This is a genomic window from Streptomyces sp. CB02261, assembly GCF_001905665.1.
Lineage (GTDB): Bacteria > Actinomycetota > Actinomycetes > Streptomycetales > Streptomycetaceae > Streptomyces.
Map to the genome: position 1 here is coordinate 343,125 of NZ_LIVX01000003.1, position 14,751 is coordinate 357,875.

Genomic DNA, 14,751 nt, shown 5'->3' on the forward strand with positions numbered 1-14,751 from the left:
CTACGATCGTCACACGAAAGCACTGCCGGGGTGCCTTCGGGCAGCGTAACTTAGCGTCCGAGCCTCCCACCCAGTCGTGTTTTCAGCCCGCGCACCGAAGAACCGCCGAGGGGTCCCGTGACCGTCCATCCCAGCCTCCAGAACTACGCCGACGCCTGGACCCATTCCATCGAGGCGATAGCCGAGCTGGTTCAGCCGCTCGTGGAGGGCGAGTGGAACCGGCCGACACCGTGCCCGGGCTGGTCGGTCCGGGACATCGTGTCCCATGTGATCGGCATGGAGACGGAGATGCTCGGCGACCCGCGGCCGATCCACTCCCTGCCCCGCGATCTCTACCACGTACGCAGCGACTTCGCGCGCTACATGGAGGTCCAGGTCGATGTGCGGCGCCACCACACGGCGCCGGAGATGACCTCGGAGCTGGAGTACATCCTCATCCGCCGGGCCCGGCAGCTCCGCAACGAGAACCGCTCCCCCGAGCACCTGATCCGCGCGCCCCTCGGCGCGGAGCAGTCCCTGGAACTGGCGTACCGCATGCGTGCCTTCGACGTGTGGGTGCACGAGCAGGACCTGCGGACGGCGCTCGGGGTGCCGGGCAACCTGGACTCGGCGGGCGCGCACGTGACGCGTGACGTGCTCCTGGAGGCGCTGCCGAAGGTGGTCGCCAAGGACGCGGGGGCGCCGGCGTCGTCGGCGGTGGTCGTGGACGTGAGCGGGCCGGTCGAGTTCCTGCGGACGGTCCGGGTCGACGCGGACGGCCGGGGATCGATCGACGGGGCGCCGTCGCTGGGTCCCGCGGTGACGCTCGCGACGGACTGGGAGACGTACGTACGCCTCGCCTGCGGCCGGGTCCGGCCCGCCGACGTGGCCGGCCGGGTCAAGGTGGAGGGCGACAAGGAGCTGGCTCGGGCGATCCTCGACAACTTCGCGGTGACGCCCCGGTAGCTCCCGCCGGCCGCCCGGTCCCCGTCAGACGGGGACGTGGACGGCCTCCACGCGGCTGGCGACCAGCCGTTCGCGTTCCCTGCGGTGGGTGCGGGCCTTGAGCCGCAGGATCTGGACGACCCCGAGGGCTTCGAGGACGAAGACGGACGAGAACGCGATCCGGTAGTTGTCGCCGGTCGCGTCGAGCAGCACGCCCACGGCGAGCAGGGTCGTCATCGAGGCCACGAAACCGCCCATGTTGACGATGCCGGACGCGGTGCCCTGGCGCTCGGGCGGGTTCGCCGGGCGGGCGAAGTCGAAGCCGATCATGGAGGCCGGCCCGCAGGCGCCGAGGACCAGGCAGAGGGTGACGAGCAGCCACATCGGCGCGTGGTCACCGGGGTACGCGAGGGTGGCGCCCCACATCAGGGCGGTGGCGGCGACCGTGCCGAGGGCGAGCGGGGCGCGGGCCGCGTGGTGACGGGCGATGATCTGCCCGTACGCGAGTCCGACGACCATGTTCGACAGGACGACGAGGGTGAGCAGCCCGCCGGCGGCCGACCGGGAGAGGCCCTGCGCCTCGACGAGGTAGGGCAGGCCCCAGAGGAGCAGGAAGACCATCGCGGGGAACTGGGTGGTGAAGTGCACCCACATGCCGAGGCGGGTGCCGGGCTCCCGCCAGGACGCGGCGATCTGGCGTCGGACGAAGGCGGCGCCCGCGTGGGGGGAAGGCTGGGGTTCGTACCCCTCGGGGTGGTCCTTGAGGAAGAGCAGCAGCAGGACGAGGACGAGGACACCCGCGAGGGAGCTGCCGACGAAGGTGGTCGTCCAGCCGAGGCCGTGCAGGGCGCGGGCGATGAAGACGGTGGAGACGAGGTTCCCGGCCATGCCGAAGAGGGCGGCGACCTGGCCGATGAGCGGGCCCCGGCGGGCGGGGAACCAGCGGGAGCCGAGCCGCAGGACGCTGATGAAGGTCATGGCGTCGCCGCAGCCCAGGAGGGCGCGGGAGGCGAGGGCGGTGCCGTACGAGGGGGAGAGCGCGAAGCCCAGCTGGCCGAGGGTGAACAGGACGACGCCGAGGACGAGGACCTTCTTGGTGCCGAGCCGGTCGACCATGAGGCCGACGGGTATCTGCATGCCCGCGTAGACGAGCAGCTGGAGTATGGAGAAGGTGGAGAGCTCGGAGGCGTTGACGCCGAAGCGGTCGGCGGCGTCGAGGCCGGCCACCCCGAGGGACGTGCGGAAGATGACGGCGACGAAGTAGACGGCGACACCGACGCCCCAGACGAGTGCGGCGCGGCGGCCGCCGGGCGGGTCTCCGGGGAGGGTGACGGAGGAGCCGTACCGGTTCTGGCCGTGGCGGCTCACCGGTCCTCACCCCGGACCAGGACCTTGACCCAGCTGAGGTGCTGACGGACGCAGAACGCGGCGCCCTCCACGTCGCCGGCCTTGATCCGGTCGAGGATCTCGGCGTGCTCGGTGATGTTCTTGGCGACGCGGTCGGGCTGGGACTGCATCACGGCGACGCCCATGCGCAACTGGCGGTCGCGGAGCTGGTCGTAGAGGCGGGACAGTATCTGGTTGCCGGCGTGGCGGACGATCTCGGCGTGGAAGCAGCGGTCGGTGACGGCGACCTCGGCGAGGTCCCCGGCCTCGGCACGCTGCTTCTGCTCCTCCAGGAGCTCTTCGAGCCGCTCGACGAGCGAGGCGGGCGCGGGCACGGCCCGGCGGACGGCGAACTCCTCGACGAGCAGACGGGTTTCCACGACGTCGGCGATCTCCTGGGCGGAGACGGCGAGGACGAGGGCGCCCTTCTTCGGATAGAGCTTGAGCAGCCCTTCCATCTCCAGCTTGAGGAGCGCCTCGCGGACCGGCGTACGGGACACCCCCACGGCGAGGGCGAGTTCCCCTTCGGTGAGTAGCGTGCCCCCCTCGTAGCGCCGGTCGAGTACGGCCTGCTTGACGTGCATGTAGACGCGGTCGGCTGCGGGGGGTGCGGATGCCATGAACACAGCATAGATACAACAGAGGTGCAACAGGCGGCCGCGTCCGAGATGTGGACGCGGTGGGGGCGCTCGACGGTGGGCGGGAGCGTCCGGCGGTGGACGGGGGCGGATGCGAAGACGTCCGGCGGTGGCCGAGGCCACCGCCGGACGTTTCACGTGAAACAGACGAACCCGATTACTACGCCCAGGTGATCAGACGCTTCGGCTGCTCCAGGATCGCGGCGACGTCCGCCAGGAACTTGGAGCCGAGCTCGCCGTCGACCAGCCGGTGGTCGAAGGAGAGGGCCAGCGTGGTGACCTGACGCGGCTTCACCTTGCCCTTGTGGACCCACGGCTGGAGCTTGATCGCACCGAACGCGAGGATCGCGGACTCGCCGGGGTTGAGGATCGGCGTACCGGTGTCGACGCCGAAGACGCCGACGTTGGTGATGGTGAAGGTGCCGCCCTGCATGGCCCCGGGGGTCGTCTTCCCGTCGCGTGCGGTGGAGACCAGTTCGCTCAGGGACGCCGAGAGCTGGGGCAGCGTCTGCGCGTGCGCGTCCTTGATGTTCGGCACGAGCAGACCGCGCGGGGTGGCCGCGGCGATGCCCAGGTTCACGTAGTGCTTGAGGACGATCTCCTGCGCCGCCTCGTCCCAGGCCGCGTTGATCTCCGGGTTGCGCTTGATCGCGACCAGGACGGCCCTGGCGACGAGGAGCAGCGGGTTGACCCTCAGGCCCGCCATGTCCTTGTCGGACTTGAGCTCCTCGACCAGCTTCATCGTGCGCGTGATGTCGAAGGTCACGAACTCGGTGACGTGCGGGGCGGTGAAGGCCGAACCGACCATCGCCGCCGCCGTGGCCTTCCGCACGCCCTTCACGGGCACGCGGGTCTCGCGGGCGTCGGTGGAGACGAGCGGAGCGGGCGCCTCGGCCGGGGCCGGGGCCGCGATCGGTGCCGGGGCCGGAGCCGCGACGGCCGGCGCGGGCGCCGGAGCGGCCGCCGCGTGCACGTCCTCACGGGTGATGACGCCGTCCGGGCCGGTCGGCGTGACCGTCGCGAGGTCGACGCCGAGGTCCTTCGCGAGCTTCCGGACCGGCGGCTTGGCCAGCGGCCGGGCGCCGGCCGGACCGTGCCCGTTGAGCTGCTCCGGTACGGAGACGGCGACGGGCGCCGCCTGGGCCGGTGCGACCGGAGCGGTACCGGCCGGGGCCTGGGCCGGGGCGACCGGAGCGGAACCGGCCGGGGCCTTGCGCGCCCGGCGCTTGGTGGAGCTGGCGGCCACGCCGTAGCCGACGAGGACGGGCTGACGGCCCTTGGGCTCCTCTTCCCCGGCCTCCGGGGCGGCGGGGGCCACCACCGCGGGAGCGGCCTCGGCCACCGGGGCCTCGGGCGCGGGCGCGGCCCCGCCGCCGACGTTCACCGAGATGATGACCTGGCCGACGTCGACCGTCGTCCCCTCGGGGAAGCACAGCTCGTGGACCGTGCCGTCGAAGGGGATCGGCAGCTCGACCGCGGCCTTGGCCGTCTCGACCTCGCACACGACCTGCCCGTCGGTGACGGTGTCACCGGGCTGGACGTACCACTTGAGGATCTCGGCCTCGGTCAGGCCCTCGCCCACGTCGGGCATCTTGAATTCGCGGATCGTCACGGTGCTCTCCTCAGTACGCCAGCGAGCGGTCGACGGCGTCGAGCACGCGATCGAGACCCGGCAGGTACTCCTCCTCCAGGCGCGCCGGCGGGTACGGCGCGTGGTAGCCGCCGACCCGCAGGACGGGGGCCTCCAGGTGGTAGAAGCAGCGCTCGGTGATCCGGGCGGCGATCTCCGCGCCGGAGCCGAAGAACACCGGCGCCTCGTGGACGACGACCAGGCGGCCGGTCTTCTCGACCGAGGCCTGGATCGTGTCGAAGTCGAGCGGGGAGATCGAGCGCAGGTCCACGACCTCGACCGACTTGCCCTCCTCGGCGGCGGCCTCGGCCGCCTCCAGGCAGGTCTTCACCATCGGGCCGTAGGCCAGCAGGGTGAGGTCCGTGCCCTGGCGGGCGACCCGGGCCTTGTGCAGCTCGCCGGGGATGGCCTCGGTGTCGACCTCGCCCTTGTCCCAGTAGCGGCGCTTGGGCTCGAAGAAGATGACCGGGTCGTCGCTCTGGATCGCCTGCTGGAGCATCCAGTAGGCGTCGTTGGAGTTCGCCGGGGTGACGACCTTGAGGCCCGCGACGTGCGCGAAGAGCGACTCGGGGGACTCGGAGTGGTGCTCGACCGCGCCGATGCCGCCGCCGTAGGGGATGCGGATGACGATCGGCATCTTCACCGTGCCGAGCGAACGGGCCCGCATCTTCGCCAGCTGGGACACGATCTGGTCGTACGCCGGGAAGACGAAGCCGTCGAACTGGATCTCCACGACCGGGCGGTAGCCGCGCAGGGCGAGACCGATCGCGGTGCCGACGATGCCGGACTCGGCGAGCGGGGTGTCGATGACCCGGTCCTCGCCGAAGTCCTTCTGCAGCCCGTCGGTGATCCGGAAGACGCCGCCGAGCTTGCCGACGTCCAGACCCATGATCAGGACCTTGGGGTCGGTCTCCAGGGCCTTGCGCAGTGACTCGTTGAGCGCCTTCGCGAGGGGAAGCTTCTGAACAGCCATGGTTACTCGGCCTCTCCGCCCTCGAAGGACGCCTGGTAGGCGGCGAACTGGGCCCGCTCCTCGTCGACGAGCGCGTGCCCGTCCGCGTACACGTTGTCGAAGATCGCCATGTGCTCCGGGACGGGCATGGCGCGGACGACCTCGCGGACGTGCTTGCCGAGCGCCTCGCTCTCGGCCTCCAGCTCCTCGAAGAAGGCCGCGTCGGCGTGGCCCTCGTTCTCCATGTACGTCTTGAGGCGCTGGATCGGGTCCTTGGCCTCCCACTCCTCGCGCTCCGCGTCCCGGCGGTAGCGGGTCGGGTCGTCGGAGGTGGTGTGGGCGGCCATGCGGTAGGTGTACGCCTCGATGAGCGTCGGGCCCTCGCCGCGGCGGGCGCGCTCCAGCGCCGAGCGGGTCACCGCCAGGCATGCGAGGACGTCGTTGCCGTCGACGCGGACACCGGGGAAGCCGAAGCCGGCGGCGCGCTGATAGAGCGGGACGCGCGTCTGCTTCTCGATGGGCTCGGAAATGGCCCACTGGTTGTTCTGGCAGAAGAACACGACCGGGGCGTTGTAGACCGCGGAGAAGACGAACGACTCGTTCACGTCGCCCTGGCTGGAGGCGCCGTCACCGAAGTACGCGATCACGGCGGAATCCGCGCCATCCTTGGTGATACCCATGGCATAGCCGGTGGCGTGCAGGGTCTGCGAGCCGAGAACGATCGTGTACAGGTGGAAATTGTTGGTGCTGGGATCCCAGCCACCGTTGTTCACACCGCGGAACATGCCGAGCAGGTTGGTGGGGTCGACCCCGCGGCACCAGGCGACGGCGTGCTCACGGTAGGTGGGGAAGACGTAGTCGTCGTCCCGCAGGGCCCGGCCGGAACCGATCTGGGCCGCCTCCTGGCCGAGCAGCGAGGCCCACAGGCCCAGCTCGCCCTGGCGCTGCAGCGAGGTGGCCTCGGCGTCGAAGCGACGGCTGAGCACCATGTCGCGGTAGAGACCGCGCAGCTCCTCGGCGCTCAGGTCGATGTCGTAATCGGGGTGCTGGACGCGCTCTCCCTCGGGCGTCAGCAGCTGTACGAGCTCGGGCTCCGTCGCTCCCGCGGCGCGCGCGCTCGTCTTCTTGGTGGTGCTCGTGCTCGCGCTTGCGGTGCGCTTGGTGCCGCTGCTGCGTCGCGTCGTCTTGCGCGCGGCAGTGCTCTCCACGGTCACGTGCGTGCTCCTCCGTCGGTCCGGCCTCCGGGTTCGCCGGGTGGGCCAGTGCGGCTCCGCCTTGTCCGTACCTTCGCACGGGGTGGGTGCGACGCGGTCGGGGTCAGGCGTGACAGGTGCCCCGACGAACGCCGTCATAGGCACGTTACCCACAGTGCGGCATTCCCGCGAAACCCCACCTGACCTGCGATTTTGCTTGGATTTCCAAGTAAATCGTGAAAAGCGGGGACTCCGCCCTGGTCAGGGCGTGGACAACGGCCCGACTCCCTCGTCGGAACAACCGGCACGTTATCCCGCGCACCCCGGGCGCGGGAAGAGCCAATATGTGAGACTGACTGCGTGCGCGAAGAAGGAAAAATCCGGGTATTTCTGCTGGACGACCACGAAGTGGTCCGGCGCGGCGTCCACGAATTGCTGTCCGTGGAGGACGACATCGAGGTCGTCGGAGAGGCCGGTACCGCGGCGGACGCCCTGGTCAGGATCCTGGCGACCCGCCCCGACGTGGCCGTGCTCGACGTGCGGCTGCCCGACGGCAGCGGGGTGGAGGTGTGCCGCGAGATCCGGTCGCGGGACGAGGGCATCAAGTGCCTGATGCTGACCTCCTACGCGGACGACGAGGCCCTCTTCGACGCGATCATGGCCGGAGCCTCGGGATACGTCCTGAAGGCCATCCGGGGGAACGAGCTGCTGAACGCGGTACGGGACGTCGCGGCCGGCAAGTCGCTGCTCGACCCGGTGGCGACCGCCCGCGTCCTGGAGCGGCTCCGCGACGGCAACAACCCGAAGAGGGACGACAAGCTCGCCCACCTGACGGAGCAGGAGCGCAAGATCCTGGACCTGATCGGCGAGGGCCTCACCAACCGGGTCATCGGCGAGCGGCTCCACCTCGCGGAGAAGACCATCAAGAACTACGTCTCCAGCCTGCTGTCGAAGCTGGGGATGGAACGGCGCTCGCAGGCCGCGGCCTACGTGGCGCGGCTCCAGGCGGAGCGCCACTGAGCCCCGGGGACCCGCGCCTCGGGACTTACGGCCCCTGAAGGGGGGCCAGGGGGCCCCTTCTCCGACACGGCGCCGGTGACGGAGAGTGGAGACCATGTCCACCGACGAGATCCGCGCCATCGAGATGCTCAACCGCGTGTCGTACGGCCGGGTGGCGACGAGCATGCGGGCGATGCCGTTCGTCGCCCCCGCCCGGCACCTCGTGGTCGACGGCCGCGTCCTGATCCGGATGCACCGGGCACTGGGCTATCACCGCGCCTGCAACGGCAGTGTCGTCGCGTACGGCGCGGACAACCTGAACTCCGGCTCCGAGAAGCTCTGGTCGGTGCAGTTCACCGGTACCGCGGAGATCGTCGAGCCGACCGCGGAGGAGCTCGCGGCCTTCGGCGCCGACCCCGAGCAGGTGGACGGGGAGACCTTCGACCCGGTCTACATGCGGATCGAACCGCAGTTCGTGACGGTGCACGCGCTCGACTACGCGAGCGAGACCCCGACGGCCCGTCCGGCCCCCGGCTCCGTACGGCGACACCTGCACCACGTAGCGTGATCTAACATCTGGCGGGTGCCGCGCTCATCTGAAACCCTCCCCTCGCCGGCCGCCCCGCCCGTCGGGGCCCTGCTGCGCCGCCACCGGCATGCCGGCGAACCCCTGTCCTGCGTGCCGGTCGCCGAGGGGCTCCTCAACCGGGGCTTCCGTCTTTCCACCACCCGCGGCACCTACTTCCTCAAGCAGCACCTGGACGCCCCCACCGCCGACCGCGCCACCATCGCCCGCCAGCACCGCGCCACCCAGCGGCTGCACGCCCTCGGCCTGCCCGTCGCCCCACCCCTGCCCGACGCCACCGGCCGCACGGTCGCCGTCATCGGCGGCCACTGCTACGCCCTGCACCCCTGGATCGACGGACGCCACCGCGACGGCACGCAGCTCACCGCCGGCTGCTCCCGGCGCCTCGGCACCCTCCTCGGGCAGGTCCACACCGCCCTCGACCGGGTGATGGAGCCCCCGGCCGGCGGACCGGCCGGGGCGCCCGGGGCCGCGGGCGACGGGTGCGCGAGCGCCGACCTCCAGGACACCTTCCGCGCCATCGACGAACTGATCCGCCTCGCCCGCGCGCACCGCCCCCGCGACAGCTTCGACGCGCTCGCCGAGCACCGGCTCAGGGAGCGGCGCCGGCTCCTCGCCCAGCACGCCCACCACCGCCCGCCGCCCGCCGAGGCCGCCGGCTGGGTGCACGGCGACTTCCACCCGCTGAACCTGCTCTACCGGGGCGCGGAGCCCGCCGCGATCGTCGACTGGGACCGGCTCGCGGTCCGGCCCAGGGCCGAGGAGGCGGTCAGGGCCGCCGCCATCTTCTTCGTACGGCCGGGCGGAGAGCTGGCCCTGGAGAAGGTGCGGGCGTACGCGCGCGCGTACCGCCGGGCGGCGGGCGCCGACCGGGCCGAGCTGGCGGCCGCGGCGCACCGGGTGTGGTGGGAGCGGCTCAACGACTTCTGGACCCTGCGCTGGCGCTACCAGCTGCACGACCGAAGGGCCGACCCGCAGTTTCCCGCGGTGTCGGCCCTGGCGGTCTGGTGGACGCGTGAGTACGCGGCGGTCCGGGACGCCTTCACGGCGTGACCGGACGCGCCGTCCTCGACCCCCGCTGACGCCGGTCGGCGTCGGTCAGGTGGTGCCGGTCGGTCAGCCGGTGCCGGTCAGCCGAGGCCACGTGGCGTCGGTCACGCGGCGTCGGTCAGCCGGCGTCCGGGTCCGCGCCCGGCGGGGTCGTGCCCGGGTTCCCGTTGTTGCCCCCGGTGGGCTCGCCGCCACCCGTCGTCTCGCCGCCGGTCGGCTCCCCGCCGCCGGTCGTCTCGCCGCCCGTCGGTTCGTCCGTCGGCGTCGGCGCGCCCGTGGTCGTGGTGGGCGGGGTGGTCGTCGGCTCCGTCGGCTCGTGCGACGGCGGCGTGGTCGTGGGGTCCGGCGGGTTGTACGTCGTCTCCGGCGGCCACGGGGCCTGCGTCTGGCCACCGTCCGACGTGCCCGGGTCCTGCGACTGCTGCTCGCTGGTCTCCTGCGAAGGAGTGGGTTCCTCGGAGACGGTCGACGGCGCCGTGCTGACGGTCGGCGTGATGACGCCCTTCTCGCCGCCCTTCTCGCCCGTCTTGTCGAGGGCGAAGACGACCCCGGCGACGACCGCGATCACCGCGAGCGCCGCGAACAGCCACATCTTGCCGCGGCCGCCGTTGCCGTGCTGGCCGTAGGACCCGTCCTGGCCGTAGCCGCCGGTGCCGCCCGTACCGCCGTCGTAACCGCCGTACCCGCCGTCCTCCGGGTTGACCGGCGGCAGGATCGCGCCCTGCGCGGTCTCGCCGTGCACCGGGTGCCCGAGGGCGGCCGTCGCGGCCATGCCGCCGACCGGGGTGTGCCCGCCGTCGTGCATCTCGACCGGTCCGGTGTTCCACGTGCCGGTGTGGCCGCCCTGCTGCTGGAGCATCTGCAGGCCGTACTGGATGAGGCCGCGCATCTCCTCGGCACTCTGGAACCGGTCGTCCGGCTCCTTCGCGAGCGAGCGCATCACCAGGCCGTCGAGCTCCGGCGGCGCGCCCTGGGCCACGTCGGACGGCGGGATCGGCGCGTCCTGGACGTGCTGGTACACCACGGACAGCGGGGTCTCGCCGGTGAAGGGGGGCCGCGCCGCGAGGAGTTCGTAGAGGAGGCAGCCCGTCGCGTACAGGTCGGAGCGGTGGTCGACGGCCTTGCCGAGGGCCTGCTCGGGCGACAGGTACTGCGGGGTGCCCATGACCATGCCGGTCTGGGTCATCGTCGACTGCGCGCCGTGCAGGGCGCGGGCGATGCCGAAGTCCATGACCTTGACGGCGCCGCCGTGGGTGATGATCACGTTCGCCGGCTTGATGTCGCGGTGCACGATGCCGTGCTGGTGCGAGTACGCCAGCGCCTCCAGCACTCCGGAGACGATGATGAGGGCCTGCTCGGGCCCGGGGGCCTCGGCGCTGAGCAGGAGGTCGCGGATGGTGCGGCCCTCGACCAGCTCCATCACGATGTACGGCACGGGCCGGCCGGCCACCAGGTCCTCGCCGGAGTCGTACACGGCGACGATCGCGTGGTGGTTGAGCCCGGCGACGGACTGCGCCTCGCGCGTGAAGCGGGCCTTGGAGACCGGGTCCTCGGCGAGGTCGGCGCGGAGGAGCTTCACCGCGACGGTGCGGCCGAGCCGCACGTCCTCGGCGGCGAACACCTCGGCCATGCCGCCGCGGCCCAGTCGGTGGGTCAGGCGGTAGCGCCCGTCGCCGACGACTCCGCCGACGCCCCAGGACTCCGCCGACGCGTCCGGCACACCGCCACCTGATCCGGATTCGGGTGCCATCAGTCCTCGCCGTCGTCTGTCGTGCCGTGTCCAGTCGTCACGCTACAGGCTCCGTACGACATCACGGTCCGAGATGGACCGGCCATCCAACCCCGTGGACGTACACCTGTGCAAATTCGGCGCTTTCCTCCGCCGCTTCGGAAACGGTTCCTGTGCGGAGGGTCACGGAACGGGCACCCGGCTTGACGTGTCACTGCCCTCGGGCAGACTTGGCCAGGAAAATCCGGATCGACGCCGCACGCGCGCGTAGGGGGAAGCACAGATGAGCCAGGACGGCGGACAGGGCCGCTATGCGGGCGGTTCGGTCGCGGGCGGCCGGTACCAGCTGCGCGACCTTCTCGGCGAGGGCGGCATGGCGTCGGTGTACCTGGCCTACGACAGCGCGCTCGACCGGCAGGTCGCCATCAAGACGCTGCACACCGAGCTGGGCCGGGAGCAGTCCTTCCGGGAGCGGTTCCGGCGCGAGGCGCAGGCGGTCGCGAAGCTGTCGCACACCAACATCGTCTCGGTCTTCGACACCGGCGAGGACACCCTCGACGGCGCCGTCATGCCGTACATCGTCATGGAGTACGTGGAGGGGCAGCCGCTCGGCTCGGTCCTCGCCTCGGACATCCGGCAGTACGGCGCGATGCCGGCCGACAAGGCGCTGCAGGTCACGGCCGACGTGCTCGCGGCCCTCGAGGTCAGCCACGAGATGGGCCTGGTCCACCGCGACATCAAGCCCGGCAACGTGATGACGACCAAGCGCGGCGTGGTCAAGGTCATGGACTTCGGCATCGCGCGGGCCATGCAGTCCGGCGTCACGTCGATGACGCAGACCGGCATGGTCGTCGGCACCCCGCAGTACCTCTCCCCCGAGCAGGCCCTCGGCCGCGCGGTGGACGCCCGCTCCGACCTCTACTCGGTCGGCATCATGCTCTTCCAGCTCCTCACCGGCCGTCTTCCCTTCGACGCCGACTCCCCGCTGGCCATCGCGTACGCGCACGTGCAGGAGGAGCCGGTCGCCCCGTCCACCGTCAACCGGGCGGTGACGCCGGCGATGGACGCGCTCGTCGCCCGCGCGCTGCGAAAGAACCCGAACGAGCGGTTCCCGAGCGCGGCGGCGATGCGCGACGAGTGCCTCCGGGTGCTCGGAGCCGGTCAGACCGGTGCCCCGGTGATCGTCCAGGGCGGCGGCCCGGTCAGCAGCGGCGCGGGCGTCGGCTCGGCGGTCTTCCCGCCCGTCGGCCAGACCCCGCCGCCGACCCCGCACGGCGTGCAGCAGCCCTACCAGCCCGGCCCGTACGGCCCGGCGACCCCCGCGCCCGCCCCTTCGTACGGCTACCCGCAGCAGGCGCCGACGCCCGCGCCGATGCAGTACCGGACCCCGTCCCCGGGCCCGGCGTCGTACCAGCCCTCCGGCCCCGCGACGTACGCCCCGCCGCACACGCCCGCGCCCTCGCGCGGCGGCTCCCGGCGGAGCACGCCGGTGCTCGTGGGCGCGGTCGTCGCGGCCCTGCTCGCGGTGGGCGGCCTGGTCGTGGCGTTCAACCAGAAGGACAAGGACCCGGGCACGGAGGCGGGCGGCACCGGCGGCACGGAGACGCAGCAGGGCCAGACCGTGGCCCCGGGCCACAAGGGTCCCGACCTGACCAAGACGATCGACCCGAAGAAGTGCTCCCAGCCGACGGAGTCGAACGACGACCCGGAGAAGTTCGAGGTCCCGAACTTCACCTACAAGAACATCCAGTCGGTGAAGGCCTGCGTCCAGGCGGCCGGGTGGAAGATCATGACCCAGACCCCGGTGGACGAGTCGACGTACGGCCAGGGCACGGTCCTGGAGCAGTACCCGCCGGCCGGTGAGGACATCACCGCAGGGGACGCCGAGTTCACCCTCAAGATCTCGACGGGCAACCCTCCGCAGTAGTCCCGCCGGCCGCCCGACCCCCCGTTACACCCACTGACCCCGTCCCGGATGCCGGAAACGTCCCGTCATGTGACGCTGAGTCGACGATCTCGGCTGCTCGGTACGGGAGGGGGTCACCCGGTGACTCCAGCACTCCGCAGGGCACGCGCGCGGGCTCTCGGCCCCGCGCTCACCTGCGTGTTCACCTGCGCGTGCATCCTGTACGCCGCGCCCCTCGGGTACGGACAGGGCCTGGCGTACCGGGTGGAGGCGCCCGGCGCGCCCGTGGGCACCACGGCTCCGCCGCCCGCGACCGGCACCAGTCCCGCACCGTCGGCGACCTCGGCCTCCCCTCCGGCCTCGGCGTCGAGCTCCTCCGCCGCCGCGCCGTCCACGACCGCCACACCCACCCGCCCCTCCGGCGGGACCGGGTCCGCCACGGGACCCGGCTGGGGCTCCGGTCCCGGTCCGGGTTCGGGTCCCCGCCCCGGCTCCGGGTCGGGCTCCGCCTCCGTCGCGCCCGGGCGGCCCGGGAGCGCCGGTACGCCTCCGCCCCCCGCGCCCGCGCCGACCGGCACCGGGGCGCCCCGCCCGTCCGCGTCCAGCGCCGAGCCCAGCGACGCCCCCGCCCCCAGCGGCTCCGCCTCCCTGGCGGGCCGGCCCGCCGGCGAGGGGCGGCCCCGGCCCGGGCGCTCCGTGCCGCCCAGCACCCCGGAGCCGGACGACTCCCGTACCGAAACGGCAACAGACCCGGACGCCGCCGAGGCCGAGGAGGGGGAGGCCGAAGCGGTACGTGAGGAGGACCCCCTCCTGACGGAGGTGGCGCCCGCGAGCCGGCCCGCCGCCGCGCCGCGCGGGGCCTCCGAAGCCGCCCCCGCCCTCGTCGACCAGCGGATTCCCGTCCTCACGCTGGGCGTCGGGCTGGCCCTGATGGGGCTCGGCATCGGCTTTCTCGGGGTGCGGATGCGCCGCCGCTGAGCCTCCCCGACGGCCCCGTCCCCCTTGAGGCGGACCGACCGCTTCCATCTCAGGTCGGTTGTCCGCGACGGCATACCCGGTATACATACTGAGTATGTCGATCCGTCACGGGCTTCTCGCCCTCCTCGAACGCGGCCCTCGGTACGGCTCCCAGCTCCGTACGGAGTTCGAGTCGCGCACCGGCTCCACCTGGCCGCTCAACGTCGGCCAGGTCTACACGACCCTCAGCCGGCTGGAGCGCGACGGCATGGTCGCCCAGGGCGGCGAGGACGCGGCCGGACACACGCTCTACACGATCACCGACAGCGGCCGCGCCGAGCTCAGGACCTGGTTCGAGAACCCGGTGGACCGCACCAGCCCCGCCCGGGACGAGCTGGCCATCAAGCTCGCCATGGCCGTGGGCGCCCCCGGCGTCGACATCCGCGACGTCATCCAGTCCCAGCGCCGGCACACCGTGAAGGCGATGCAGGACTACACCCGCCTCAAGGCCCAGGCCCTCGCCGCCGTCGAGAGCAGCGCCGCCCGCGAGCGGGACGACGTGGCCTGGCTGCTCGTCCTGGAGCAGCTGATCTTCCAGACCGAGGCCGAGGCGCGCTGGCTGGACCACTGCGAGTCCCGGCTGATCCGTCTGTCGGCGACGGCCGCGAACGCTCCTGCCGCACCCGCCGCCCGGCCGGGCACCGAAGAAGCCGCACCCGCCGCCCGGCCGGCCGCGCCCGCTCCGGACGCGCCGCCCGTGGCCGGGGCGCGCTGACCGGAGACCCGCGCCCCACCCCGTAG

Annotated in this window: 13 protein-coding genes; 7 read left to right on the plus strand and 6 right to left on the minus strand. The window is 72.4% G+C overall.

Going from position 1 to position 14,751, the window contains the following annotated elements; translation table 11 throughout:
- Positions 1–117: 117 nt before the first annotated feature.
- Positions 118–945 (plus strand): maleylpyruvate isomerase family mycothiol-dependent enzyme, encoded by an 828-nt coding sequence (locus AMK29_RS11735; protein WP_073811487.1) that lies wholly within the window; start codon positions 118–120, stop codon positions 943–945.
- Between the two features lie 24 nt (positions 946–969).
- Here the strand turns inward: AMK29_RS11735 and AMK29_RS11740 are convergent, their stop codons facing one another.
- The 5 genes from AMK29_RS11740 to pdhA form a co-directional block, all read right to left on the minus strand.
- Complete coding sequence (locus tag AMK29_RS11740) at positions 970–2,292, minus strand: MFS transporter (protein ID WP_073811489.1); 1,323 nt, start codon at positions 2,290–2,292, stop codon at positions 970–972.
- Entirely contained in the window at positions 2,289–2,930 is a 642-nt protein-coding gene (locus tag AMK29_RS11745; RefSeq protein ID WP_107422583.1) for a GntR family transcriptional regulator, read from the minus strand. The genes AMK29_RS11740 and AMK29_RS11745 overlap by 4 nt, the downstream gene beginning before the upstream one ends.
- A 178-nt stretch (positions 2,931–3,108) precedes the next feature.
- On the minus strand, positions 3,109–4,539 hold the full coding sequence (locus tag AMK29_RS11750) for a dihydrolipoamide acetyltransferase family protein (protein WP_073812164.1): 1,431 nt from the start codon (positions 4,537–4,539) through the stop codon (positions 3,109–3,111).
- 31 nt (positions 4,540–4,570) lie between these two features.
- Complete coding sequence (locus AMK29_RS11755; RefSeq protein WP_073811492.1) at positions 4,571–5,551, minus strand: alpha-ketoacid dehydrogenase subunit beta; 981 nt, start codon at positions 5,549–5,551, stop codon at positions 4,571–4,573.
- Positions 5,552–5,553: 2 nt separating this feature from the next.
- Complete coding sequence (gene pdhA / locus AMK29_RS11760; RefSeq protein ID WP_073811494.1) at positions 5,554–6,744, minus strand: pyruvate dehydrogenase (acetyl-transferring) E1 component subunit alpha; 1,191 nt, start codon at positions 6,742–6,744, stop codon at positions 5,554–5,556.
- Between the two features lie 339 nt (positions 6,745–7,083).
- On the opposite strand from pdhA, the gene AMK29_RS11765 reads away from it, so the two are divergent.
- The 3 genes from AMK29_RS11765 (at position 7,084) to AMK29_RS11775 (ending at position 9,361) form a co-directional block, all read left to right on the plus strand.
- Positions 7,084–7,743 (plus strand): response regulator, encoded by a 660-nt coding sequence (locus AMK29_RS11765; RefSeq protein WP_073811496.1) that lies wholly within the window; start codon positions 7,084–7,086, stop codon positions 7,741–7,743.
- Between the two features lie 94 nt (positions 7,744–7,837).
- Positions 7,838–8,290, plus strand: coding sequence for a pyridoxamine 5'-phosphate oxidase family protein (locus tag AMK29_RS11770; protein WP_073811497.1), 453 nt, complete (start codon positions 7,838–7,840; stop codon positions 8,288–8,290).
- Positions 8,291–8,305: 15 nt separating this feature from the next.
- Positions 8,306–9,361, plus strand: coding sequence for a phosphotransferase (locus AMK29_RS11775; RefSeq protein ID WP_073811500.1), 1,056 nt, complete (start codon positions 8,306–8,308; stop codon positions 9,359–9,361).
- Positions 9,362–9,476: 115 nt separating this feature from the next.
- Here AMK29_RS11775 and AMK29_RS11780 read toward each other — a convergent pair whose 3' ends face one another.
- Positions 9,477–11,108: a protein kinase domain-containing protein gene (locus AMK29_RS11780; RefSeq protein WP_073811502.1), complete on the minus strand. Its 1,632-nt coding sequence runs from the start codon at positions 11,106–11,108 to the stop codon at positions 9,477–9,479.
- A gap of 262 nt (positions 11,109–11,370) precedes the next feature.
- On the opposite strand from AMK29_RS11780, the gene AMK29_RS11785 reads away from it, so the two are divergent.
- The 3 genes from AMK29_RS11785 to AMK29_RS11795 all read left to right on the plus strand — a co-directional run bounded on the left by AMK29_RS11785 (position 11,371) and on the right by AMK29_RS11795 (position 14,725).
- Positions 11,371–13,014 carry a protein kinase domain-containing protein gene (locus AMK29_RS11785; RefSeq protein WP_073811505.1) on the plus strand — a complete coding sequence of 548 codons (1,644 nt, stop codon included), beginning with the start codon at positions 11,371–11,373 and terminating at the stop codon, positions 13,012–13,014.
- A gap of 120 nt (positions 13,015–13,134) precedes the next feature.
- Positions 13,135–13,971, plus strand: coding sequence for a hypothetical protein (locus AMK29_RS11790; RefSeq protein WP_143202892.1), 837 nt, complete (start codon positions 13,135–13,137; stop codon positions 13,969–13,971).
- A 94-nt stretch (positions 13,972–14,065) separates the two neighbouring features.
- Positions 14,066–14,725 carry a PadR family transcriptional regulator gene (locus tag AMK29_RS11795; protein ID WP_073811510.1) on the plus strand — a complete coding sequence of 220 codons (660 nt, stop codon included), beginning with the start codon at positions 14,066–14,068 and terminating at the stop codon, positions 14,723–14,725.
- The last annotated feature ends 26 nt before the right edge of the window (positions 14,726–14,751 follow it).